Source organism: Aureimonas glaciei (genome assembly GCF_014643375.1).
Classification (GTDB): domain Bacteria; phylum Pseudomonadota; class Alphaproteobacteria; order Rhizobiales; family Rhizobiaceae; genus Plantimonas; species Plantimonas glaciei.
The window spans coordinates 125,184-146,957 of sequence record NZ_BMJJ01000005.1 but is presented as its reverse complement, the minus strand read 5'-3'; the positions used below and the strand labels follow the sequence as shown (position 1 = coordinate 146,957).

23 protein-coding genes and 1 other RNA gene are annotated in these 21,774 nt (G+C 68.2%); 12 read left to right on the top strand and 12 right to left on the bottom strand.

The window, feature by feature from the left end:
* Nucleotides 1-54: 54 nt before the first annotated feature.
* Nucleotides 55-459, bottom strand: a complete 405-nt coding sequence (locus IEX88_RS12385) for a hypothetical protein (protein WP_188850993.1) — start codon at nt 457-459, stop codon at nt 55-57.
* Between the two features lie 138 nt (nt 460-597).
* On the opposite strand from IEX88_RS12385, the gene IEX88_RS12380 reads away from it, so the two are divergent.
* Both IEX88_RS12380 and IEX88_RS12375 read left to right on the top strand, forming a co-directional pair.
* The gene (locus tag IEX88_RS12380) at nt 598-1,248 is read left to right on the top strand and encodes a DedA family protein (protein WP_188850991.1); all 651 of its coding nucleotides are present in this window, start codon (nt 598-600) and stop codon (nt 1,246-1,248) included.
* Complete coding sequence (locus IEX88_RS12375; protein WP_188850989.1) at nt 1,241-1,837, top strand: MOSC domain-containing protein; 597 nt, start codon at nt 1,241-1,243, stop codon at nt 1,835-1,837. The genes IEX88_RS12380 and IEX88_RS12375 overlap by 8 nt, the downstream gene beginning before the upstream one ends.
* A gap of 61 nt (nt 1,838-1,898) precedes the next feature.
* Here the strand turns inward: IEX88_RS12375 and IEX88_RS12370 are convergent, their stop codons facing one another.
* From IEX88_RS12370 to IEX88_RS12350, 5 genes are all read right to left on the bottom strand, one after another.
* Nucleotides 1,899-2,258, bottom strand: coding sequence for a winged helix-turn-helix domain-containing protein (locus tag IEX88_RS12370; RefSeq protein WP_188850987.1), 360 nt, complete (start codon nt 2,256-2,258; stop codon nt 1,899-1,901).
* A gap of 151 nt (nt 2,259-2,409) precedes the next feature.
* On the bottom strand, nt 2,410-3,207 hold the full coding sequence (gene modA, locus IEX88_RS12365; RefSeq protein ID WP_188850985.1) for a molybdate ABC transporter substrate-binding protein: 798 nt from the start codon (nt 3,205-3,207) through the stop codon (nt 2,410-2,412).
* A gap of 167 nt (nt 3,208-3,374) precedes the next feature.
* The gene (locus IEX88_RS12360; RefSeq protein WP_188850983.1) at nt 3,375-4,313 is read right to left on the bottom strand and encodes a lipid kinase; all 939 of its coding nucleotides are present in this window, start codon (nt 4,311-4,313) and stop codon (nt 3,375-3,377) included.
* Between the two features lie 186 nt (nt 4,314-4,499).
* A complete protein-coding gene (locus tag IEX88_RS12355) occupies nt 4,500-4,862 on the bottom strand; it encodes a DUF2293 domain-containing protein (RefSeq protein ID WP_188850981.1) in 363 nt (120 codons plus the stop codon).
* A complete protein-coding gene (locus tag IEX88_RS12350; protein ID WP_188850979.1) occupies nt 4,862-5,386 on the bottom strand; it encodes a TrmO family methyltransferase domain-containing protein in 525 nt (174 codons plus the stop codon). The genes IEX88_RS12355 and IEX88_RS12350 overlap by 1 nt, the downstream gene beginning before the upstream one ends.
* Before the next feature lie 95 nt (nt 5,387-5,481).
* On the opposite strand from IEX88_RS12350, the gene IEX88_RS12345 reads away from it, so the two are divergent.
* Nucleotides 5,482-6,522 carry an ArsR/SmtB family transcription factor gene (locus IEX88_RS12345; RefSeq protein WP_188850977.1) on the top strand — a complete coding sequence of 347 codons (1,041 nt, stop codon included), beginning with the start codon at nt 5,482-5,484 and terminating at the stop codon, nt 6,520-6,522.
* A 113-nt stretch (nt 6,523-6,635) separates the two neighbouring features.
* The gene (gene metF, locus IEX88_RS12340) at nt 6,636-7,550 is read left to right on the top strand and encodes a methylenetetrahydrofolate reductase [NAD(P)H] (RefSeq protein ID WP_188850975.1); all 915 of its coding nucleotides are present in this window, start codon (nt 6,636-6,638) and stop codon (nt 7,548-7,550) included.
* Between the two features lie 402 nt (nt 7,551-7,952).
* Here metF and IEX88_RS12335 read toward each other — a convergent pair whose 3' ends face one another.
* Nucleotides 7,953-9,239, bottom strand: coding sequence for an amidase (locus tag IEX88_RS12335; protein WP_188850973.1), 1,287 nt, complete (start codon nt 9,237-9,239; stop codon nt 7,953-7,955).
* A gap of 8 nt (nt 9,240-9,247) precedes the next feature.
* Nucleotides 9,248-10,204: a DMT family transporter gene (locus tag IEX88_RS12330; RefSeq protein WP_244640115.1), complete on the bottom strand. Its 957-nt coding sequence runs from the start codon at nt 10,202-10,204 to the stop codon at nt 9,248-9,250.
* A 150-nt stretch (nt 10,205-10,354) separates the two neighbouring features.
* Here IEX88_RS12330 and IEX88_RS12325 point away from each other — a divergent pair, with 150 nt between their 5' ends.
* Together IEX88_RS12325 and IEX88_RS12320 are read left to right on the top strand one after the other, a co-directional pair.
* The gene (locus tag IEX88_RS12325; protein ID WP_188850971.1) at nt 10,355-11,575 is read left to right on the top strand and encodes a type III PLP-dependent enzyme domain-containing protein; all 1,221 of its coding nucleotides are present in this window, start codon (nt 10,355-10,357) and stop codon (nt 11,573-11,575) included.
* Between the two features lie 177 nt (nt 11,576-11,752).
* A complete protein-coding gene (locus IEX88_RS12320; RefSeq protein WP_188850969.1) occupies nt 11,753-13,168 on the top strand; it encodes an HD-GYP domain-containing protein in 1,416 nt (471 codons plus the stop codon).
* A gap of 43 nt (nt 13,169-13,211) precedes the next feature.
* On the opposite strand, the gene IEX88_RS12315 is transcribed toward IEX88_RS12320, so the two are convergent.
* Nucleotides 13,212-13,646 carry a DUF4112 domain-containing protein gene (locus tag IEX88_RS12315; protein WP_188850967.1) on the bottom strand — a complete coding sequence of 145 codons (435 nt, stop codon included), beginning with the start codon at nt 13,644-13,646 and terminating at the stop codon, nt 13,212-13,214.
* Nucleotides 13,647-13,814: 168 nt separating this feature from the next.
* Here IEX88_RS12315 and IEX88_RS12310 point away from each other — a divergent pair, with 168 nt between their 5' ends.
* From IEX88_RS12310 to IEX88_RS12300, 3 genes are all read left to right on the top strand, one after another.
* The gene (locus IEX88_RS12310) at nt 13,815-15,278 is read left to right on the top strand and encodes a cation:proton antiporter (protein ID WP_274604601.1); all 1,464 of its coding nucleotides are present in this window, start codon (nt 13,815-13,817) and stop codon (nt 15,276-15,278) included.
* Between the two features lie 98 nt (nt 15,279-15,376).
* Complete coding sequence (locus IEX88_RS12305; RefSeq protein WP_188850965.1) at nt 15,377-15,973, top strand: PadR family transcriptional regulator; 597 nt, start codon at nt 15,377-15,379, stop codon at nt 15,971-15,973.
* A 2-nt stretch (nt 15,974-15,975) separates the two neighbouring features.
* On the top strand, nt 15,976-16,257 hold the full coding sequence (locus tag IEX88_RS12300; RefSeq protein WP_188850963.1) for a DUF2218 domain-containing protein: 282 nt from the start codon (nt 15,976-15,978) through the stop codon (nt 16,255-16,257).
* A 116-nt stretch (nt 16,258-16,373) separates the two neighbouring features.
* Here the strand turns inward: IEX88_RS12300 and IEX88_RS12295 are convergent, their stop codons facing one another.
* From IEX88_RS12295 to IEX88_RS12285, 3 genes are all read right to left on the bottom strand, one after another.
* Nucleotides 16,374-16,802 carry a DUF2141 domain-containing protein gene (locus IEX88_RS12295; RefSeq protein WP_188850961.1) on the bottom strand — a complete coding sequence of 143 codons (429 nt, stop codon included), beginning with the start codon at nt 16,800-16,802 and terminating at the stop codon, nt 16,374-16,376.
* A gap of 160 nt (nt 16,803-16,962) precedes the next feature.
* Nucleotides 16,963-18,162, bottom strand: coding sequence for a lytic murein transglycosylase (locus IEX88_RS12290; RefSeq protein ID WP_188850959.1), 1,200 nt, complete (start codon nt 18,160-18,162; stop codon nt 16,963-16,965).
* Between the two features lie 94 nt (nt 18,163-18,256).
* Nucleotides 18,257-19,000, bottom strand: coding sequence for a glycoside hydrolase family 25 protein (locus IEX88_RS12285; RefSeq protein WP_244640113.1), 744 nt, complete (start codon nt 18,998-19,000; stop codon nt 18,257-18,259).
* Nucleotides 19,001-19,705: 705 nt separating this feature from the next.
* On the opposite strand from IEX88_RS12285, the gene IEX88_RS12280 reads away from it, so the two are divergent.
* The 3 genes from IEX88_RS12280 (at nt 19,706) to rnpB (ending at nt 21,686) form a co-directional block, all read left to right on the top strand.
* Complete coding sequence (locus IEX88_RS12280; RefSeq protein WP_188850955.1) at nt 19,706-20,422, top strand: J domain-containing protein; 717 nt, start codon at nt 19,706-19,708, stop codon at nt 20,420-20,422.
* Nucleotides 20,419-21,216, top strand: coding sequence for an N-acetylmuramoyl-L-alanine amidase (locus IEX88_RS12275; RefSeq protein ID WP_244640111.1), 798 nt, complete (start codon nt 20,419-20,421; stop codon nt 21,214-21,216). The genes IEX88_RS12280 and IEX88_RS12275 overlap by 4 nt, the downstream gene beginning before the upstream one ends.
* 32 nt (nt 21,217-21,248) lie before the next feature.
* An RNA gene (rnpB, locus tag IEX88_RS12270) (RNase P RNA component class A) lies at nt 21,249-21,686 on the top strand.
* The last annotated feature ends 88 nt before the right edge of the window (nt 21,687-21,774 follow it).

Here is a 21,774-nt window from a genome sequence, read left to right as displayed (position 1 = left end):
GAAATCCTCGCCGTGGGTCGCAAGGCGCGATCGGCGGCTTTGGCGCCGATACGGCTATTCGTCCGGCGTGCCCAGGATGAACAGGACGAGGTCGCGCGCTCCCATGGACAGGTCGCCGATCCGCGCGCCGGCAAAGGTCGCGCGCAGGGCCGCGTGGCGTCGCGGCTCGCCGAGCACCGCCAGCTGGGGAGCAGGCGCTGCCGCCAGTTGCCGGAGGAGCCGTTCCTGCACCTCCTCCTCTGCCGACAGGGCCAGGAGCACCAGCCCGAACCGTCCCTCGCGCAGCCTGTCCGCGCCGATGGCCTGGCCGGGCGCGAGGGTCACGACGGCGCCGGCCTCCTCCAGCGCGGCGGCAAGATCGAGGGCGCGCGAGCGCTGCCGGTCGATGACGAGGGCCTGCCGGCCGGCGAGGAGGCTGGCCCAGGAAAACGCGTCGAAGGTTGGAAGTCCGGTCGCCATGCCGGCAGGTTGCCACCGGCGCCGCGCCACGGCAATGCATCGACGGTGACGCATCAAGGCTTGATCGCCGGCGCGGAAGCCAGCATGGGTGTGTTCGCGCAAGCACTTCCTATTCTCGCCGAGCGGACGGACGCACCGATGGATACCTTTGTTCAAAGCCTGATGGAGCAATTCGGCCCCTTCGGCATCGCCCTGTTGATGTTTCTCGAGAACATCTTCCCGCCGATCCCATCGGAAGTGATCATGCCGCTCGCCGGCTACCGGGCCGCCAGCGGCGACATGTCGATCGTGACGGTCATCGTCGCCGGGTCGATCGGATCGCTGCTCGGCATCGTGCCCTGGTACTATCTCGGCTATCTCTTCGGCGAGAAGCGCGTCGTCTGGCTCGCCGAGCGCTACGGCCGGTGGATCACCATGACGCCTGAGGACGTCTTGGCGGCCGATCGCTGGTTTCGCCGCTATGGCTATTGGGCGGTGTCGCTCGGGCGCCTGGTGCCGACCGTGCGGACGCTGATCTCGGTTCCGGCCGGCCTGTCGCGCATGCCGTTCTGGCTGTTCCTCGCCGTCTCCGCCGTCGGCACCGTCGCCTGGACCGCGGGCCTGGCGCTGGCCGGCTACATCCTCGGCCGCAACTTCGATTCGATCGACCGCTTCATCGGCCCGGTCTCCACCGGCGTGGTGGTGCTCGCCGTGCTCATCTACCTGTACCGCGTCGTCACCTTCCACCGCCGGCCGGCAGGGCCGCCGGTCGACCTCAAGTCCAACGAGGCGCCGCATCTCCATGACTGACGCGCTGGCGCCGAAGCGGCAGCGTCTGCCGGGACGGCGGATGAAGGCGCGGGTCGCCGGCCTCTACCGAACGCTTCAGACCGGCTTCGTAACGACGGCGGTGGAGGCGTTGGACCTCGGCTTCGGGGGCATCGACGGCGATCGTCACGGTGGAACGACGAGACGGTCAAGCGGGCGCGAGCCCTGGTATCCCCGCCGCACCGAGATGCGCAACGAGCGCCAGCTGTCGCTGCTGGCGGCCGACGAGCTTCGGGCCGTGGCCGAAAGCCTCGGGATCGCCGAGGTCCGGCCGGAATGGATCGGCGGCAATCTTCTGGTCGAGGGCCTCGACGATCTGTCCTGGCTGCCGGCCCGCACGCTCCTGTTCTTTCAGGGCGGCGTGACGCTGAAGATCGACGGCGACAACGTCCCCTGCCGCGCGGCCGGCCGCAGCATCGCACGGCAGATCGAGGGCCGCGGTGACATCGAGTTCGGTTTCGTCGCGGCGGCCCGTCACCGTCGCGGGCTCGTCGCCTGGGTCGAGAAGCCCGGCCGCATCTCGGTCGGCGAGTCCTTCGAGGCGCGGCTGCCGGAGCAATGGCTCTACTGATGCACGGCTGTCACCCCTGTGAAGGGGCGGGCCTGAACGGGCGGCCCGGCACAATGCCTTTTCAGACCGGTTCGCCCGCGGCCGGCGCCAATGACTGTTCGATCTTCTCGATCTCGGCTTTGGCGCTGCGCGCCATCTTCCGCTCGGCACTGCGATAGAGCGTGACGACGCGCTCGCCCATCTCGGTCAGCGCTGCCCCGCCGCCGTTCCTGCCGCCGCCCTTGGTGGCGACGATCGGCTCGCGGAACATGCGGTTGAGTTCGTCGACGAGAAGCCAGGCCCTTCGATAGGACATGCCGTGCTCACGGCCGGCGGCGGAGATCGAGCCGTTCCTGCGAATGGATTCCAGCAACGAGATCTTGCCATGCCCCAGCCGGCGCGGCCCCTCGAAGTCGAGGCGGAGGGTCACTTGCGCAGGCATTCGTCACTTCCCCTTCGCGATATCGTTCCGTCGGACCTTCAGAGGGGCGACGGGCGAGGTCAAGGCGTCCGCTGGCACCCCCCGCGGGCAGCCTGAAGTCGACCGGTGCCAAGGCTGCCGCAGTGCGCCGAGGACGGTTGCCGTCAAGCCGTCACGGGGCAGCGAGAACGGTAAATCCCTGTTGCTCGAAGAGCGCCCTGGCGGCGTCGGTCTGGAGGTAGTCGGCAAAGGCCGCTGCGTCGGCGCTTTGGCTCGATGCCGTGACGGCGAGGGGATAGACGATCGGGTCGTGCGACTCGTCCGGGAAGGTCGCGATCACCTTGACGCCGGGATCGGCGGCCGCGTCCGTCGCATAGACGATGCCGAGCTGCGTTTCGCCCCGCGAAACGAGCAGGAGCGCGGAGCGCACGTTCTCGGCCTGGGCGAGCCGGTCCTTCACGCTGTCCCAGACGCCCAGCCATTCCAGCGCGGCCTTGCCGTATTTTCCGGCGGGGACGGAATCGACGCTCGCCATCGACAGGCGCCCGTCGCCGAGGAGATCGGCCAGGCCAAAACCCTTTTCGATCGTGGTGGACGCCGTCGACTCCTTCGGCGCGACGAGGACGATGGTGTTGCCGAGCAGATCGGTGCGGGTGTCGTCGCGGATCAGCTTCTTGCCGGCGAGATAGTCCATCCAGTCGAGATCGGCGGAGATGAAGACGTCGGCAGGGGCGCCGCTTTCGATCTGCTTGGCGAGGGCGGAACTGCCGGCGTAGGAGATCGTCGCGGATTTTCCGCTTTCGGCCTTCCACGCGGCATTGACCGCATCGAGTGCGTTCTTGAGGCTCGCCGCGGCGAAGACGACGGGCCCGCCCTCCTGAGCAAGAGCGGGGGCGAGGGGAGCCGTGGCAAGTCCCGCAAAGGCGACGAGGGCAGCGATGCGGCCGAGGATTGCTCTGCGTGTCGACATGGACCCGTTCCCTATGGCCTGTGAGCGCTATTCCCTGTTGAATACAACGCTATCACTCCGGCGGGAAGGCGCTATATCTCCGTAAATATGACGCGTGGCTCAGGACGGCCGACTGCATCGGCCTCGGAGCTCCGCCGAGCGTCCAAATTGCCGCCTCGGGATCACGCTTAAGCTCGGGCCGCCGGGCCGTTCGGCTGGTCGGCCCGGCCCGAGGCCGGCGCGAACACGCCGAGGGCTGCCCTGTGAATCTGGAAGTGCGCGGGCGTCTGCGTCGACAGGTCGCCATCCGTGTTGACGTCATGCCGGCGCCGCGTCGTCAGCGACAGATTGGTGGCGCGGAAGGTGCGGACCTTCTTCCAGCGTCCTTGGGTGCCCTGCCGGAGAGCGGGAACCAGAGCCAGCAGTTCCCACCAGTGCTCGACCTCCAGGCTGTAGATGTCGAGCATGCCGTCGTCGGGCTCGGCATCGGCGGAGACGGCCATGCCGCCGCCATAGAAGCGTCCATTGCCCACGGCGATCTGGACCGTCCTGACGCGCTCGACGACGCCGTCATGATCGATGTCGACCGAGAAGGGCCGGCTCTGGCGCAGGAGATTGAAGGCCGCGATGGCGTAGCCGAGCTTGCCGAAGCGCTTCTTGGCCTCGGCGGTCAGGTGCTTGGCGAGCTTGGCGGAGAAGCCGATGCTGGCGACGTTGAAGAAGAGGCGGCCGTTGACGTCGCCGAGGTCGAGGCTGCGCACATGCCCGTCGACGATGATCCGGGCCGCTTCCTCCGGCACCGGCGGGATGCCGAGCGTGCGGGCCAGATCGTTGGCGGTGCCGAGCGGGAGGATGCCGAGCGGCAGCTTCGCTTCGACCAGGGCCGAGGCGGCGGCGTTCAACGTGCCGTCGCCGCCGCCGAGAATGACGAGATCGACCGCCGACGCGTGCTCGCGGATGATCTCGGCAAAGGGCCGGTCGCCGGCCTGCGGTTCCACCAGGGTCACGCCGCCGCGGCGCAGGACGTCCAGCGTCGTGTCGATGGACGCACTGCCGCTTCGGGCCTTGGTGTTGAGGAGCAGCAGCGCCCGTCTGGTGGATCCGGTCTCCCGGCCGAGCTCGCTCATGTCGTCATCCGTTCCCGATGCGGCTCCGTTCCGGCCGTGGAAGCGCAGGTATGCTTCGGAGGCTCGAACGCAAGCCCCGATGGGCAGCAGAAACGACGGTGGCGCCCTGTTCGCGGCCATGCCAGCGGATTTCGTCGCCGGTTTCGGGGCAGGGCGGCCCCTCTACGACGACCAGCCTGGCATGCCTCAGTCGGGATCGTCCGCCGACCCGGTCCGCAGGTCCCCCTCCGTCGGCAAAATCTCGTCGTCGATTGCATGGGGATCGAGCAGCCGTGTGGCCCCCCAGCGATCGAGCACTTCATTGATGGCGTCGAGGACGAAAAAGCGGGCGGCATCGCGGCCGTAGCCTTCGTCGAGGAGTGCGTCGTAGTCGGTATGGACATGGCGGATATGGGCGACGGCGGCGAGCCACAGCGCCGTCTTCGGGCCGAGCTGGCGCAGGTGGCGGGCGCGGGCGGCCTCGCGGATCGCCTCGGCATCGAGAAAGGGCGCGCCGGGGATGGTCAGCGTCAGCGCCCGGGCGATGGCCTTCTGCCGCTCCGTCGCCACTAGGCCGTCTCGCCTCGGATAGACGGCTCCGTGGGCGACGGGGCCGGCGGCATGTCGACGCTGCCGAGATAGGGTTTCAGGTCGAGCACGGCCGTGGCATCGAGGACATCGATGCCGTCGATGTCGATCCGGCCGCTCGCCACGTCCAGCGCGACGATCTGCACCAGATGAAGCCCGATCGGGTTGGGCCGGACCGGCGAGCGCAGGGAAAACGTGCCGCGCGGAGCGCTCGCATGGCGCGGCATCTGGATCGCGAGATCCCGCCGCGCGCGGCCGAGCCAGGTGAGAACGTGCAGCCACTGGCCGGCGACGAGCCCCGCCAGGGCCGGCCGGAAGGCCGGTGCGATCAAGATGACGGCCGGGCACGCCCGGCGCCGCGCCTCTCCCATGTTTTTCGGACAGTCCTCGCGCCGCGACCAGGGCGAAACGATCCGCCCGATGAAGGCCAGTTGCGCATCCGCCAGGCTGGCCGGGTCCAGGGCGAAAGTTTCTTCCTGCGGGCGAATCGGGTCGGGCTCTTCCATGAGGGGATTAGCCCGCAGGTCGGCGCCGGCGTCAACGCGCGACGACGGGATGGGGACGCTTGCGATCAGCGAAAAAACCACATAAGCATATCTTTATGTCTGGAAATGAACGCCTCAGGCCGCCCACGGCAGCCCTCACCTTCGAAACCTCGATCGACGCCCTGAAGGCGCTCGGCGAGCCGACCCGCCTGCGCCTCGTTCGCCTCCTGTCGCGCAACGACCTGACGGTGACCGACATGACCACGATTCTCGGCCAGTCGCAGCCGCGGATTTCGCGCCACCTGAAGCTCCTCGTCGAATCGCAGATCCTGACCCGCTACCAGGAGGGCGCCTGGGCCTATTTCCGGCTGACGGAGAACGCCACCATCGCCCGCTTCGTCCGCTCCGTGCTCGCCACGATCGATGGCGGCGAGCCGGCGCTGTCCCGCGACGACGAGCGCCTGGAAGCGGTGAGGGTGGCGCGGGCCGAAAGGGCCGCCGGCTATTTTGCCGAGAATGCCGGCCGCTGGGACCGGATCCGCTCGCTCCATGTTCCGGACGCGGATGTGGAGCGGGCTCTGCTGTCGGCGGTGGGCACGGCCCCGCTGGGCAGTTTTCTCGACATCGGCACCGGCACGGGGCGGATGATCGAGCTCTTTGCCCGGCAGGCCGATCGGGCCGTCGGCGTCGACGCCTCGCGCGAGATGCTGCAGGTGGCCCGGGCCAAGCTGGACGCGGCGGGCCTGTCCAACGCGCAGGTGCGGCATGGCGACTGCTATCATCTCCCGGTGCCGCGCGATTCCTTCGATCTGGTGATGCTGCATCAGGTGCTGCATTTCCTCGACGATCCCGCGGCCGCCATCCGCGAGGCCGCCGCGACCCTGCAGCCCGGCGGCCGGCTCGTCGTGGTGGACTTTGCCCCGCACCGGCTGGAATTCCTGCGCCAGGAGCAGGCACATCTGCGGCTCGGCTTCGCGCGCGAGACCGTGGCGGGGTACCTTGCCGATTCCGGGCTCGAGGTGACGGGCATCGACATTCTCGATCCCGACGGCAGCCGGGCGGACCAACTCACCGTCTCGATCTGGCTGGCGCGGGACCGGCGCGGCGCGCGCGCCGGGCTGGCGCCGGCGGCGGTGCCGGCCATGACGGCCCTGTAGACTCTGCGCGAGACCCGGCCGCGGCCGCGCAGCCCCGCAAACCGCTTCGGCATTGCCTGCATGGAAACAGGCGAGAGACTGCAGGCGTCGATGACCTTCTGGAGACACATCCCATGACGAACCCCGCTGCGCCATCACACAAGATCAGCGTCTCGTTCGAGTTCTTTCCGCCGAAATCCGACAAGATGGAGGAGTCCCTCTGGGCGGCGGTGACGCGGCTGGCGCCGCTCTCGCCGAGCTTCGTCTCCGTCACCTACGGCGCCGGCGGCTCGACCCGCGAGCGCACCCATCACACGGTCAAGCGGCTGCTGAACGAGACCAATCTCGCGCCTGCCGCGCACCTGACCTGCGTCGACGCCACGAAGGCGGAAGTCGACGAGGTCATCCGGCAATACCGCGATACCGGCGTCAAGCATTTCGTGGCGCTGCGCGGCGACAGCCAGGCCGGCGTCGGCGGCCACTACGAACCGACACCGGGCGGCTACCGCAACGGTGCGGAACTCGTCGAGGGCCTGAAGCGGATCGACGACTTCGAGATTTCCGTTTCCGCCTATCCCGAGAAGCACCCGGAAAGCCCGGATTTCGCCACCGACATCGACCTGTTGAAACGCAAGGTCGACAACGGCGCGACGCGGGCGATCACCCAGTTCTTCTTCGACAACGACGTGTTCGAGCGCTACGTCGAGCGCGTGCGCCGGGCGGGCATCTACATCCCGATCGTGCCCGGCATCGTGCCGATCCACGACTTCGTCAAGGTCGCCCGCTTCTCCGCCGCCACCGGCGCGACGATTCCGGCCTGGCTGGCCGAACGCTTCGAGGGCCTCGAGGAGGACCCGCAGACCCGCAGCCATGTCGCCGCTGCCGTCTGTGCCGAGCAGGTGCTCGACCTCGTCCAGCGCGGCCTGTCCGACTTCCATTTCTACACGATGAATCGGGCCGACCTCGTCTATTCAATCTGCCATATCCTCGGCCTGCGCGGCGCGCCCGCGGCCGGCCAGGACCTTCCCACGGCACCGGTCGCGGCCTGATCCGCGGGACCCACGCTTGTCCCTAAAACGCAGGAAGCCGGAGCAGAGCGCCCCGGCTTCCTGAATGTTGAGAGGCCTTCCCGGACCTGCCGGAGGCGCCGTCACGCCCGAGGGCTTACGGCATTACCCCGAAGACCATGGCGCCGACGAAAACAAAGGCAGCCGAGATCATCAGGAAATTAAGCGAACGCGACATGTTCATTCGACGTCCCTCCATTGCCACTGAAGGATAGGATTAACCCTGTTGGCACAGGGGTAAAGACCCTTTCGATGCGGCAGCGCACCCTTTTTTATCGTCGCGTCGCAAAAAGTGTCTGGCGGCAAGGCTTTCCGGCCGGCACGGCTGGGCGAAAAATATTCTTTGGGCCCGCCCATTCCGCATCCTAGTGGGAAGAATTTGCCTCAAACCGGCCCGGTCGCCTTAGCAATGGGCGAATTGTCCAGCAGCGCCTCCAGATGGGCAGCGATCGCAAGAGCCTCCCGATCACGCCCGAAACGCGTCACGATCGTCACGCCGAGCGGCATTCCGGCCGCGGTGGTGAGGCCGGGAACGTTAACGCACGGATTGCCGGTCAGCGTCCACAACCGGTTCATCACCGGGTCGCCCGTCGTCTCCAGCGAGCGCGGGGCGGCGCCGAGGGCGGAGGGGACGAGCAAGGCGTCGACGGTATCGAACAAGGCGGTCGCCGCCTTGCGGCCGTGGCGTGCCCTGCGCCGGGCGGCATCATAGGCGTCGGGCGTGGTCGCCGCGCCGGCATCCAGCGCGGCGCCGAGCGCGGGGCTGAGCCCGTCGCGGTGCGTCCTGTGCTCGTGGCCGAGCGCCAGCGCGCCTTCGAAATCCTGCACGACGCGCTGGGCCTCGCGCGCTTCGGCGAGGGCTGCGGGCTCGGCGAGATCGGTCAGGACGGCGCCGGCCGATTCCAGAAGGCGGGCTGCCGTCGCCAAGGCCTCGCGCATCTCGGGCGTCAGTGCCGCGTCCACCGCCGAGCGATAGAGGCCGATGCGCAGGCTGCCGAGCGGCACGGCGGCAACGGCGAGGTTGCGCCCGGTCAGGAGCGCGGTCAGGAGCGCGACGTCGGCGACGCCGACCGCGAAAAGCCCCGCGGTGTCCAGCGACCAGGCGTAGGTCTTCATGCCCACGGTCGGCAGCAGGCGAAAGCTCGGCTTGTAGCCCGCGACGCCGCAGAAGGCTGCCGGGCGGATCACCGAGCCGGCGGTCTGCGAGCCGAAGGCACCCGCCACCATCCCGGCGGCGACGGCAGCGGCCGAGCCGGAGGACGAACCGCCGGGCGTGTGCGCTAGGTCGTGCGGATTGCGCGTCGCCGCCGGGCGCATGTGGGCGAATTCCGTCGTCGCCGTCTTGCCGAGGATGGTGGCGCCCTGGCGACGGGCCATCGCCACCAGCGCCGCGTCGGCCCAGGGTCGATGCCCGGCATAGAGCGGCGAGCCGTATTCCGTCGCCATGTCGGCAGTGTCGAAGATGTCCTTGACGCCGAACGGCACGCCGCGGAGCGGTCCGGTGGCGGCCAGGGCCGCGGCGAGGCTCGTTTCGGGGGCAAGGCGCACGAAGGCGCCGAGGGCTTCGTCAGAGGCGTCGATCGCTTCGCGGGCGGCGGCGATCGAGGCTTGGGGCGTCACGGCGCCGCTGTCGATATCGGCGAGGAGGGCGGTCAGGCGGATGGGTTTCATGCCCTTGTCTAGCGCGATCCCCAGGCCTTGGCGACGCCCCGCGCGAGGCGCCCGTCGATGGCGGCGAGGCCGGCGAGGATCGCGCCAAAGCCCAGCACCTCGCGCAGGCTGAGGGTTTCGCCGAGGAAGAGGATGCCGAGCAGGATCGCCGAGGCCGGCACCAGAAAAGTCACCAGCGAGGCATTGGTCGCGCCGGCCCGTGCCACGATTTCGAAGAAGAGGATGTAGGCGAAGGCGGTGGATACGAGCGCCAGCGCCAGCATGGACATGATGCCGGCGGGCGTCATCGCGCCGAGGCCCGGACCGGTGCCGAGGAGGAGGGCAAGCGGAATGACGATGAGGCTCGAGCCGCAGAGCTGTCCGGTGGCCACCACCGTCGGCGGCACGCCGCGAAAGCGCCGGGCGAAGACGGCGGCCAGCGCATAGGAGAAGGTCGCGCCGAGCACCGCCGCCAGGGCCGGAAGCGGGGCGAGATGACCGGCGCCGAAAGCTTCCGGGCCGACGAGGACCGCGACGCCGGCAATGCCGAGCCCGATGCCGACAAGTTTGGGCCCGCTCAGCCGCTCGTCGCTGGTGGCGAGCGCCGCCACGAGGATCGTCCACAGCGGCGTCGTCGCATTGAGGATGGAGGCGAGGCCCGCGCCCATCGCCTTCTGGCCGATGGCGAGGAGTAGGAAGGGAATGGCGTTGTTGAGGAGGCCGAGCAGCAGGAAGGCGCCGGCCCGCTGCCGCAGGGGCGCGAGCGGCATGCGGCGCAAAGCGAGGAAGGCGAGAAGCGCCACGGCGGCGATCCCGACCCTCAGGGCCACCAGCGACAGCGGCGCGATCTCGTGGACGACGAGCTGGGTGAAGAAGAAGGAGCCACCCCATAAAAGGCCGAGGAGGGCGAGCAGCGCCCACAGCCGACCGGTCATCGACAGGGCCGGCACACCGGCCGAGGGGCTCAGCGAAGAGGCTGGAATCATGGGCTGTCTCGGCACGGCTCTGCCTTTCCTGGCGTCGGCGGAGGTGTTGCAGATGACGGCCTCACATGCCACCCGTTTTCGCGCACGGAAAACGGCCGGCGGCGCGACTCGGCGATTCCGGTCATGCCAGGGCCACCAAGGAGATCGGCGATGCAGAAATTCGAGACCGCCAAGGCGGCGGCGCTGTCGATGCGCCCGGACGTCCCGGTCTACTGCTTCCGGCCCGACGTGCTGGTCGAAGACGTCACCGGCTTCATGGCAGCCTTCCCCGGCGACACCGCCTATGCGGTGAAGACCAATGGCGAGCCGATGGTGCTGGAGACCCTCGCCAAGGCCGGCGTGAAGATTTTTGACGTCGCCTCGCCGGGCGAATTCGCCGCCGTGCGCGACGTCGCGCCCGATGCCGAGATGCTCTACATGCACCCGGTGAAGGCGCAGTCGGACATTCGCCTGGCGCTCGAGACCTACGGCATCCGGGTGATGGCGCTCGACCACGAGGACGAGGTCGCCAAAATCTTGCGCATCGTCCATGCGTTGGATCTCGATCCCGCGACGATCACCCTGTTCATCCGCATCCAGACCAAAGGCAGCGCCGCCTACGAGCTGTCGAAGAAGTTCGGCGCGGCGCCCGCCCATGCGGTCGAGCTTCTGCAGCGCTGCCACCGGATCGGCTTCAAGGTCGGCATCTGCTTCCATGTGGGCTCGCAGATCCAGGACCCCGAGACCTACGAGCGGGCGCTCGGCTCGGCTCATTGGGTGCGGTCGCGCGCCGGCGTGCCGCTTGCCGGCCTCGACGTCGGCGGCGGCTTTCCCGCCGAATACGGGCGCGATCCGAAGTCGAAGAAGCCGGATATGCCCGGCATCGGGCAGATCATGTCGCGCCTGCGCGGCGACATCGACGGCTGGGGATTCTCCGAGACGCCGCTGGTCGCCGAGCCGGGGCGCGTCGTCGTCGCCCGGGCCTTCTCGCTGATCGTCCGCGTGCTCCTGCGCAAGGGCCGGCGGCTCTACATCAACGACGGCATCTGGGCCTCGCTGTCGGATTCCTGGACGGGCAAGATCACGCTGCCGGCGCGCTTCATTCCCGATCCCGCCCGCACTCGCCGCAACGGCGACGCCAAGGTGATCGCGCCGTTCCGCGTCTGCGGCGCCACCTGCGATTCCGTCGACATCCTGTCGCGGCCGTTCTGGCTGCCGGAGACGGTCGATACCGGCGACTGGATCGAGATCGGCCATATCGGCGCCTATTCGATGTCGCTGCGCACCCGCTTCAACGGCTTCTACCCCGACACCTTCGTCGAGGTGACGACGCCCTTCGACGCCGGCGGCAAGCCCGAAGGCTATGCCAGCCTCGAAACCATGGGCGAATAGGGCCCTTCGTCGAGCGCTTCGTGCTCCGTCGAACCGGGGGCCGGCACGGGCCGCAGCGGGGCTGGTGCGGATGCGGGCCGCCATAGGATGACCCGCGGATTTGCCGAACCGTCTTAGTCTTGCTTTCAGCCTGAACGGCTAAGGTCGAAGCCTCCATCGCACGAGGCGAAGACCCCGATGACACTTCGCGAGACCAGCCCTGACGCATCGACCCTGCGGCTCGCCGAGATCATCGGCGCGCTCAGCCACGCGCTGGACATGACCGACGGCCAGCCCGTCGGTCACAGCGTGCGCTGCTGCTGGATCGGCATGCATATCGGCGAGATGCTCGGCCTGACCGTGACGGAGCTCTCCGACCTCTACTACACGCTGCTCTTGAAAGATCTCGGCTGCAGCAGCAATGCCGCGCGGATCTGCCAGCTCTACGTCACCAACGATCACGACTTCAAGCGCAACGCCAAGCTGCTCGACGACAGCCTGCCGCAGGTGCTGCGCTTCGTCATCGCCAACACCGCCGTGAAGTCGGGCCTAGCGGCCCGCTTGAAGACGATCCTCAATCTGGCGATGAACGGGGGCAATATCGAGCGCGACCTGATCGAGACGCGCTGCCATCGCGGCGCCGACATCGCCCGGCAGATGGGATTTTCCCCCGCCGTGTCGCGGGAGATCCTCGATCTCGACGAGCACTGGAACGGCGGCGGCCACCCGGTCGGCCTGGCCGGCGAGAAGATCTCGCTCCTGGCGCGGATCGCGCTTCTGGCCCAGGTCGTCGACGTCTTCCACACGGCCGCCGGCGCCAAGGCGGCGCTGCGCGAGGTCGGCCGGCGGTCGGGAAAATGGTTCGACCCGGAACTGGTGGGCGTGTTCAAGACGGTCGCGGAGGCGCCGTCCTTCTGGACCGTGCTGGGCGGGACAGAGGTCGAGACGCACGTCATCGACCTCGAGCCACGTAGCGAGATGCGGGCGGTCGACGAGGATCTTCTCGACGACATCGCCGATGGCTTCGCCCAGGTCATCGATGCCAAGAGCCCCTATACCAGCGGCCACAGCAAGCGCGTGGCGCTGTTCACCGACCTCATCGCCCGCGAACTGGACATGCCCGAGGCGCGGCGGCGCTGGTTGGTGCGGGCGGCGCTGCTGCACGACGTCGGCAAGCTCGGTGTCGCCAACGAGATCCTCGACAAGCCGGCCAAGCTCGACGACGAGGAATGGGTGCTGATGCGGGGGCATGCCGCCCTCGGCAAATCGATCCTGTCGCGGATCTCCGTCTTCGCGGGCATGGCCTCGATCGCCGGCGACCACCACGAGAAGCTGAACGGCGGTGGCTATCCGCGAGGGCTTCAGGGAGACGAAATCTCGTTCGATACGCGCATCGTCACCGCCGCCGACATCTTCGATGCACTGACCGCCGACCGCCCCTACCGTGCCGCCATGCCGGCGTCGAAAGCACTGGCCATCATGGCGCAGGAGATCGGCACGGGGCTCGATCCCCGCTGTTTCGTCGCCCTGACCCGCGCCATCGACCGGCTCGAGGCGGGGCCGGTCGACGCGGCCCTCGGCGATCATCACCCGGTGGCGCAGTCGGCTGCGTGAGGGCGGCAAGCGCGGGGAATGACGCCGCGGCGCCGGACGAGCGTCACCGCTTCGGCGTGATGTCCTTCATCTCCCGCGGATCCAGATCGTCGTGGCTCATCTGGAAATGGTCGAGGATGAGCTTGGCGTTGCGGCGGTGCGACTTGAAGTAGAGATCGAAGACGTCGCCAAGGAGCGGCACCGAGCCGACCGCCGTGTCGAGACCGATATTGCCGATCATCGCCACGAGCTTGTGCTTGGGCACGCCGAGCCGGCGCGCCTCGTTGACCATATAGAGGCCGACGAGCCCGCCCGCCGCGTCGCCGATGCCGGGGACTAGGCCGATGACCGAGTCCATGCCGAAGCGCATTCCGGTGAAGGGAATGGCGACCGCCGTGTCCATCATCCGGGCGATGCGGGTGATGCGCCGAAGCCGGCGCAGCCGTTCCGCCAGGTCGCTGTCGGTCGTCGTGTCGAACTCCATGGTGCGGTCGCTCATGTCTCGTGGTCTCCCATCCTCACCGCGCAACTCCCGGGGCGAATGAAGGTTCATTTCGCGGCGTCGCGGACGGGGCGAATTGTTGCGACCGGACCATGATGGAGCCGCAGTCTTGCGGTCAATGCCCCCGGCAGGCATCACGTCCATCGGGCCGCAGGAGAGAGCGTTTTGGAAGAAGCGGCTGCGCACGGTACGGGCCTCGTCCAGGTCGCCTTCGTCATCGTCGTGGCGGTGACGGCCGGTCTCCTTCTCATGCGCCTGAAGCAGCCGCCGATGGTCGGCTTCATCCTGGCCGGCGTGGCGCTCGGTCCGACCGGTCTCGGCGTCATCGACGATTCCGCCAATGTTTCCGCGCTCGCCGAAATGGGCGTACTGATGCTGCTCTTCTTCATCGGCATGGAGCTGTCGCTGAAGGCTTTCGTCCAGACCCTCAAGCCGGCCATGCAGGTCGCCGGCGGCCAGCTTGTGGCGGCGATGGCGATCTCCTTCGGGCTGAAGGCGGTCTCCTCCGCGACGATGTCCGAAGCGATCATCCTCGGCTTCATCATCGCGCTGTCCTCGACCGTCGTCGCCATGAAGGTGCTGGAGGAGATCGGCGAGCTGCGCACCGATGTCGGCCGGATCACCGTCGGCGTGCTGATCGCGCAGGACATCGCCGTCGTTCCCATGCTGATCCTGGCCACAGCCCTCGGGGGCGACGGCGAGACGAACTGGCTCGGCATCGCGATCAAGATCGCCGTGGCGGTCGGCGTGCTGGCGGCGCTGCTCTGGTATCTCGGACGCCGGCCGAAGCTGCGCTGGTCCTTCGCCGCAGCGGTCGAGAACAATGTCGAGATCCTGGCGCTCGGTTCGATCGCCTTCTGCTTCGCCGCCGCCTCGATCTCCGGCGTGCTCGGCCTGTCCCCGGCCTATGGCGCCTTCATCGCGGGCCTCGTCATCGGCTCGTCGACGCTGCGCGGCCGGGTCATCCCGGTGATCGAGCCGATCCAGAGCGTGCTCCTCGTCGTCTTCTTCCTGTCGATCGGCCTGCTGATCGACCTCACCTTCATCGCCGAGAACTGGCCCCTCGTGCTCGTCGCCTCGCTGTTCGTCATCGTCGCCAAGACGGTCTTCAACATCCTCCTGCTGCGCCTGGCCGGCCTGCCGCACAAGACCGCGATGGAGTCGGGCCTGTCGATGGCGCAGATCGGCGAGTTCTCCTTCATCCTCGCCGCCGCCGCCTTCGCCTCCGGGGGCATCGGCGACGACGTCTATCGCCTCGCCATCGCGGTGACGGCGGTCACGCTGCTGGTCTCGCCGGCCTGGATGTTCGTCATGCGGCGGCTCGAGGGCGAGGCGCGTTTCGGCATCGGCGAGTTTCGTGCCGCTTTGGCCGAGGTCTATGCCGACCGCCGCGCCGACATGGGCCGCGGGCGCGATGCCGCGGAGGACGTCTGGCTCTGGCTGCGGCTGCGGCTGCGCGCGATGCTGCGGGCGCGACGACGCCATCGGGCGCGGCACGCCGAGGGTCCCGCCGACCCCTTCGCCGACGTCGAACCCGTGCCCACGGACTATGGAGAGCCGCGGGCAGGCGAGACATGGCCGCGGCATGTCGGCGAACGATCGGGCCGGACGCCGGATCTCCTGTCCTGACTGCGCCGGAGACCCACCGGAAAACCCAGCGACCCCTCTTGTATTCGATGCTCTAAGATGTATCTTAAGCGTACAAGATACAGATGGAGCACTGAAGCATGTTTGGACATCAACACTATTTCCGCTCGCCCTTCGGCCATGGCTGCCGCGGCGAGCGTCATGCCGGCCCGCACGGTCGGGGCATGGGGCGGGACGGCGGCGAGGCGCCGCGCGGCTTCGGGCGCGAGGGCCGACGCCAGCGCGTCTTCGACGGCGGCGAGCTGAAGCTCGTTCTCCTGAAGCTGATCGAGGAACAGCCGCGCCACGGCTACGATCTCATCCGCGAGATCGAGGCGCTGAGCGGCAAGGTCTACGCGCCGAGCCCCGGCGTGGTCTATCCGACGCTGACGCTGCTCGGCGACATGGGTCTCGTCGAGGAACAGAAGTCGGAGGGCGCGCGCAAGCTGCTCGGCATCACCGAAGAGGGGCGTCAGCATCTGGCCGAGAACCGCGAGGCGGTCGAGGTCGCCATGGCGCGGCTCGCGGCGCTGGCGCAGTTTAGCGAAAAGACCGACTCGGCGCCGATCCGCCGCTCGATGCAGAACCTGAAAATGGCCCTGCAGCAGCGCCTTTCCGCCGCCAGCGCCGACAAGGACACCGCCTTCGACATCGCTGAAATGCTCGACGAGGTCGCCCGCAAGATCGAGCGGCTTTGACGATGGCGCAATCCCTGGCCCGTGTCCCGACCGCCCATGGCAGCCGCTATCTGCAGCAGCTCTGCAAGCACTGGTCGCACAAGCTCGAGGTCGTGTTCACGCCGGCGGAGGGCACCGTGCGCTTCGACGCCGCCGTCGCGACGATGCGGGCGGAGCCCGAGGCCCTGGTGGTCGCCATCACGGCGGACGATCCGGCGGTGCTGGAGCGGATGAAGACCGTCGTCTCCACGCATCTCGACCGCTTCGCCTTCAAGGAGGCGCCGCTCGGCTTCGACTGGTCATAGAGCGCCCACTCTCTAGCGCTTTCCGCCCTGCCGAGACGCCTGCAAAACGGAACGTGCTGTCGGCAGAGCGGAGCGCCCGATGGCCGCCCCGCGCGGGCCGGGAGGCCGGCCGTCGCTCAGCGATAGACGAGGGTGATCCGCTGGTCGGCGTCGCCCGTCAGGGCGAAGGCCGTTTCGGCAAAGCGCGGCGCGGAGAATTTCGGCATCGCGTCGTTGGAGACGGCGATGCCTTCCTTCGGGATGCCGATCAGATTGGTGTCGAGTTTGCCGTTGTCGTTTTCGTCGTGCAGGGCGGAGATGGCGAAGGTGCCGGGCTTGAGGCCGGAAAAGACGATCGGCTTCCCGAGCGCGCTGGCTGCCACCGTTCGCCGCTCGGCCGTCTTCGACTTGCCGCAGTCAGGAAAATTCTGGCCGTCCGACCAGAGGCAGATCGACACCACGCCGTCGGTGCTGCGGGCACCGGCGATGGTCAGCGCCAGATCGGCGGCTGTCGCCGCGCCGGCCCATCCGAGAGTGCCGAGCAAACTTGCCAAAATCAGACGCATCGCAGGGTTCCTTGCGGGGAGGTTGGAGGATCTGGCCACGCGGCCAGACCCGTCACCGGCGGCCTGGCCATTGTGCGCCGGATCCGAGGATCCGAGCGCCTTCCAGACCGTTGGCAGAGGCGGATCGTGCCGCTTCTGCCCTTATCTGAAGCCGGTCCGCCTAGTTGGCGGACAGGAGCTCGGCGGTCGGCCAGCCGTCGGCGGGCATGCCGAGCCGGATCTGTTCGCGCCGGACGGCCTCGCGCGTATTGCCGCCGAGGATGCCGTCGACCTTGCCGACCTCGTAGCCGCGACCGGCGAGCTTGGACTGCAGGGCCTTCATCTCGTCGACGGAGAGGCCCGGCTGCGGCGAACCCATGTCGATCGGCGGGGCGCCGGCGAGCCGGGTCGAGAAGTAGCCGGCGGTCAGCGAGTAGACCAGCGAGTTGTTCCACTCGAGATAGACGTCGAAGTTCGGGAAGGCGAGGAAGGCCGGGCCGCCGCGTCCCATCGGCAGGATCAGCGAGGCGGGCAGGGCGTCGGTCTCGAGCGCGCTGCCATCCGCCTTGGTCACGCCGAGCGCGGCGAATTCGCTGCGCGGCTCCTTGTTGACGAGCGCGGCCCGCTCCCAGGGAAAGTTCTCCGGCACCTTCACCGCCTCGAGCCAGGGCTCGCCGGCGCGCCAGCCGAGCGACTGCATGAATTTCGCCGTGGTCGCCAGCACGTCCGGGGTATCGGACAGGAGGTCGACGGTGCCGTTGTTGTCGGCATCGGTGCCGAACTTCAGGTATTCTTCCGGCAGGATCTGGGTCTGGCCGAGCTCGCCGGCCCAGGCGCCCTTCATCTGCTCCGGGGCAAGGTAGCCCGCGTCGACGACGCGCATCGCGGCGATGAGATGCGGCCGGAACAGCTCCGGCCGGCGGCAGTCATGGGCGAGCGTCGCCAGCGCCGATAGCGTGTTGAAATCGCCGAGAACCGCCCCGTAATCCGTCTCGAGGCCCCAGAAGGCGGCGATCGCCGGGCCGGGAACGCCCGTCTCGGCCTCAATCCGATCGAAGGTCGAGGCATATTTCTGCAGATTGGCCTTGCCAGCTTTCAGGCGCGAGGCATTGGCCATGCGGGTGGAGAACTCGCCCCAGGTCTGGCTGAACACGCCCTGCGACCGATCGCGGCTGAGCACCTTGGCATCCGGCGCATTGCCGATGCGAACCATCGAGCGCCGCACGGCATCCTCGGAGATCCCGGCCGACAGGGCCTCCTGCTGGACGCCGGCGAGAAAGCTGCCGAAATCGCCACCGCAGGCGGCGGACTGGGCCGAGGCGAGGGACGGGATGGCGAGGGTCAAAGCGAGGGTCGCGGCGGCGCGGCGAAAAAACGGCATGGGCGGTCGGTCCTTCGGGATCGGCTGTCGGTGGAATGGCGCGACCTTATCAGGGACAAGATGGCCGTTTGAAGAACGCGACCGCGGTTATCGTTCACCTCTTCTGGGGTCGGCGCGCCTTCAGCCATTTGACCCAGTCCGCCCGCGATCCGGAGAAGGCATTGCGGTCGACTTCGCCCTTCACGCCGGGGACGGTGCCCGTCGCGGTGTACTGCCAGAAGCGGAAGGAACGGTCGGTGTAGACATTGTGGGGAAAGTCGGCGACGGCGCGGAGCCAGAACTCGTGGCCGGGGAAGGTGCCGACGAGTCGGTCGCGGTGCACGTCGATCGGGGCGTAGACAATCGGCCGCACGCCGTAATGCGCCTCGACCGCGTCGAGAAAGCCGTTCATCTCGGCCACCAGATCCTCGCGCGGCGGCCGCTTGGTGCAGGTGGGCGAATCGGGCGTCCATTCGACGTCGAGCACCGGGGGCAGGGCTTCGGGGTCGCGCGGGACATTGTCGATGAACCAGCGCGCCTGCTCGGCGCCGCTGCGGCAGTGGTAGAAGAAGTGGTAGGCGCCGCGCGGCATGCCGGCGGCCTTGGCCGCGCGCCAGTTCGTCGCGAACTTCGCGTCGACGCGGTCGCCGCCCTCGGTCGCCTTCAGATAGGCGAAGGCGACGCCGCCCCGGTATGCGGCATCCCAGTCGATCTCGCCCTGGTACTTCGAGACGTCGATGCCGTGCACGGGATATCGACGCGGGTCCGGATCCTTGGGATCGGTGAGGCCGAGGTCGCGCGCGTCGATGGTGGCCGAGGTGCAGCCCGTCAGGGCGACGCCGACGAGGAGCGCCAGCATCGCCAGCCTGCCTGCGCCAGTCCGTCTATCACGGCCGGCCCGGGGCGAGCGGCGGCAGGAGCGAGATAATGTCATGAAGGCCGGCCCTTGGGAAAACGAGGTTTGTCTGTCATGGCCAGAGCCTCGCACGCTATGGTTAACGTCGTTTCACTGCTCAGAGCCGCGCCAGGCCTTGGCCTGCCAGCTGCTCTCGATTCTTGCTTATGTGCAATAAATTGTCATCGATCCTGGCCGCAGAACCCGAGAATGAGTCCCCTATATCTCCGGGGCGCCGTGTCGAAATGGGTCGCTGCGGCAGAATCGGTTCCTGATTGAGGTGTTTCATGAAGAATCTTTGGCTTGCCAGTTTCGCCGGCGTGACGCTTGCGCTGTCGGCGTGCTCCGGCTCGGACGATACCACAGAGACGACGCCTCCCGCGGCGACGCCGCCCGCGAGCACCGACACCATGGCCCCCGCGACGCCTGCGCCGGCGACCCCCGCTCCCGCGAACTAACACCGGACCGACGGCGCGCGGGCTCGCCTGACCGATCCCGCGCGTCGCCGCCCGACGAGCGACTCTTTCCCCTCCCTTCCGGATTCGCGCCAGGGAAGGCCTCCCGTTTTGCAAGAACGGGCACCGGCGCGATGAAAGTGCTAAACATCACTTTTCGGCCGACATCGAACGCTATCGGCACGAGAGGGCAGGGAGCGCCGTGGAAGACGCAATGCAGATCGTATGGAGTCTCGGTGCCCTGGTGCGGGCCTTGCCGGCGCAGGGCATGCAGACGCTGGAAGCGCTGCTCGACCGCATCCACGCTTTGTTCGATTCCGACAGGCAGAAGCGACAGCAGGTGGCGTTTTCCGTCGCCATGATCGCCCTGTCGGCGAAAATGGCCAAGGCCGACGGTGTCGTCAGCCAGGCCGAGATCGCCGCCTTCCAGCAGATCTTCTCGATTCCCCCCGACGAAATGCGCAACGTCTTTCGCCTCTACGACCTGGCGCGCCAGGATGTCGCCGGATACGAGGCCTATGCCGCCAAGATGGCCGCGCTGTGCGACGATGACGGTCAGAGCTGCGAGCTCCTGGCCGACGTGCTGGACGGGCTGTTTCACATCGCCAAGGCCGACGGCATGGTTCATCCGCGCGAGCTCGACTTCCTGCGCCAGATCGCCGGCATCTTTGGTCTCGCCGACGAGCAGTTCGCCGCCATCCGCTATCGTCACGTCGCCGTCGGCAAGGACGGGCCCTATGCCGTGCTCGGCCTCGATCCGGGCGAGGGGGCCGAGCGGGTGCGCGCGCGCTATCTCGAACTGGTCAAGGAAAACCATCCCGACCGGCTGGCCGCGCGCGGCGTTCCCGACGAGTTCATGGCGATCGGCATCGAGCGGATGAAGGCGATCAACGCGGCCTATGCGAGCGTCGCCAAGGGCGCCGCCCTGTGAGCCCCGACACTCCGCTCGCGGCCGAATGCCAGCCATCGCCGAACTTCGGCCCGCGGCGCGGCCCGCTTCGGCCCGACATGCTCCTGCTCCACTATACCGGCATGGCCGATGGCGACGTCGCGCTGCGCTGGATGTGCATGGAGCGCAGCCAGGTCTCGAGCCACTATCTCGTGCACGAGGACGGCCGAATCGTTCAACTGGTGCGCGAGGTCGATCGCGCCTGGCATGCGGGCGCCGGCAGCTGGCGCGGCGGCGACGACATCAATTCCCGTTCGATCGGCATCGAGATCGTCAATCCCGGCCACGAGCATGGCTACCGCCCGTTTCCGTCAGAGCAGATCGCCGCCCTCCTGCCGCTCTGCCAGGAGATCGTCGGCCGCTGGCAGATCGCGCCCGAGGGCGTCCTCGGCCATTCCGATGTCGCGCCGGGCCGCAAGCAGGATCCGGGCGAGCTGTTCCCGTGGGCGGCGCTGGCCGCCGGGGGCGTCGGCCATTTCACCCGGCCGGAGGCGATCACCGGTGGGCGCTTCTTCGGCCTCGGCGATTCGGGAGAGCCGGTGACCGCCTACCAGTCCTTGCTGGCCGCCTATGGCTACGGCATCGAGCCGACCGGTCGGTTCGACGAGCGGACGCGGGCGGTGACCATCGCCTTCCAGCAGCATTTCAGGCCGGCCAAGGTCGACGGCGTCGCCGACATGTCGACCATCACCACCCTGCACCGGCTCCTCTCCACACTCTCGTCCTCGCCCTTCGCGGCGCGGGAGGAGAGGGCCGACCCCGCCCGTTTCGCTTGACTTCGCCGCCGCTGCCGCCCAGGTAACGGCCGCCAGTCGGCTGGGCGACCGCTGCCGTCATATGTCGAAAGACGACGGGGGAGGAAAGTCCGGGCTCCACGGAGAAACGGTGCCGGGTAACGCCCGGCGGGGGCGACCCCAGGGAAAGTGCCACAGAAAATAAACCGCCCCGCCTGCGGCTCGGTCCGCCGTCCTGGTTCGTCCATGGGCGGGCATGGGACCGAGGCGCTGGCGGGGTAAGGGTGAAACGGTGGGGTAAGAGCCCACCGCACCGCTGGCAACAGCGGTGGCAGGGCAAACCCCACCGGGAGCAAGACCGAATAGGGACGACGCGGCGGGTAACCGCCAGCCTTTCTCCGGGCCGGTCGTCCGGGTGGGTTGCTCGAGGCGGCGCGCAAGCGCCGTCCCAGAGGAATGGTCGCCCGGCAGTTCGCTGCCGACAGAACCCGGCTTACAGGCCGACTGGCATCTCCTTTCGACGCGCGGTGCGAGGTCCTGACTCCCCGCGGGGAGCCATTGGGCGGCAAACTAATTTTCATCGCCCGATAGGCGAATTGT

What these genes read in the sequence shown, in the direction of transcription:
- IEX88_RS12385 (WP_188850993.1), bottom strand. Translation starts at nt 459, where the DNA reads ATGGCGACCGGACTTCCAACCTTCGACGCGTTTTCCTGGGCCAGCCTC.
- IEX88_RS12380 (WP_188850991.1), top strand. Translation starts at nt 598, where the DNA reads ATGGATACCTTTGTTCAAAGCCTGATGGAGCAATTCGGCCCCTTCGGC.
- IEX88_RS12375 (WP_188850989.1), top strand. Translation starts at nt 1,241, where the DNA reads ATGACTGACGCGCTGGCGCCGAAGCGGCAGCGTCTGCCGGGACGGCGG.
- IEX88_RS12370 (WP_188850987.1), bottom strand. Translation starts at nt 2,258, where the DNA reads ATGCCTGCGCAAGTGACCCTCCGCCTCGACTTCGAGGGGCCGCGCCGG.
- modA (WP_188850985.1), bottom strand. Translation starts at nt 3,207, where the DNA reads ATGTCGACACGCAGAGCAATCCTCGGCCGCATCGCTGCCCTCGTCGCC.
- IEX88_RS12360 (WP_188850983.1), bottom strand. Translation starts at nt 4,313, where the DNA reads ATGAGCGAGCTCGGCCGGGAGACCGGATCCACCAGACGGGCGCTGCTG.
- IEX88_RS12350 (WP_188850979.1), bottom strand. Translation starts at nt 5,386, where the DNA reads ATGGAAGAGCCCGACCCGATTCGCCCGCAGGAAGAAACTTTCGCCCTG.
- IEX88_RS12345 (WP_188850977.1), top strand. Translation starts at nt 5,482, where the DNA reads ATGTCTGGAAATGAACGCCTCAGGCCGCCCACGGCAGCCCTCACCTTC.
- metF (WP_188850975.1), top strand. Translation starts at nt 6,636, where the DNA reads ATGACGAACCCCGCTGCGCCATCACACAAGATCAGCGTCTCGTTCGAG.
- IEX88_RS12335 (WP_188850973.1), bottom strand. Translation starts at nt 9,239, where the DNA reads ATGAAACCCATCCGCCTGACCGCCCTCCTCGCCGATATCGACAGCGGC.
- IEX88_RS12330 (WP_244640115.1), bottom strand. Translation starts at nt 10,204, where the DNA reads ATGATTCCAGCCTCTTCGCTGAGCCCCTCGGCCGGTGTGCCGGCCCTG.
- IEX88_RS12325 (WP_188850971.1), top strand. Translation starts at nt 10,355, where the DNA reads ATGCAGAAATTCGAGACCGCCAAGGCGGCGGCGCTGTCGATGCGCCCG.
- IEX88_RS12320 (WP_188850969.1), top strand. Translation starts at nt 11,753, where the DNA reads ATGACACTTCGCGAGACCAGCCCTGACGCATCGACCCTGCGGCTCGCC.
- IEX88_RS12315 (WP_188850967.1), bottom strand. Translation starts at nt 13,646, where the DNA reads ATGAGCGACCGCACCATGGAGTTCGACACGACGACCGACAGCGACCTG.
- IEX88_RS12305 (WP_188850965.1), top strand. Translation starts at nt 15,377, where the DNA reads ATGTTTGGACATCAACACTATTTCCGCTCGCCCTTCGGCCATGGCTGC.
- IEX88_RS12300 (WP_188850963.1), top strand. Translation starts at nt 15,976, where the DNA reads ATGGCGCAATCCCTGGCCCGTGTCCCGACCGCCCATGGCAGCCGCTAT.
- IEX88_RS12295 (WP_188850961.1), bottom strand. Translation starts at nt 16,802, where the DNA reads ATGCGTCTGATTTTGGCAAGTTTGCTCGGCACTCTCGGATGGGCCGGC.
- IEX88_RS12290 (WP_188850959.1), bottom strand. Translation starts at nt 18,162, where the DNA reads ATGCCGTTTTTTCGCCGCGCCGCCGCGACCCTCGCTTTGACCCTCGCC.
- IEX88_RS12285 (WP_244640113.1), bottom strand. Translation starts at nt 19,000, where the DNA reads ATGCTGGCGCTCCTCGTCGGCGTCGCCCTGACGGGCTGCACCTCGGCC.
- IEX88_RS12280 (WP_188850955.1), top strand. Translation starts at nt 19,706, where the DNA reads ATGCAGATCGTATGGAGTCTCGGTGCCCTGGTGCGGGCCTTGCCGGCG.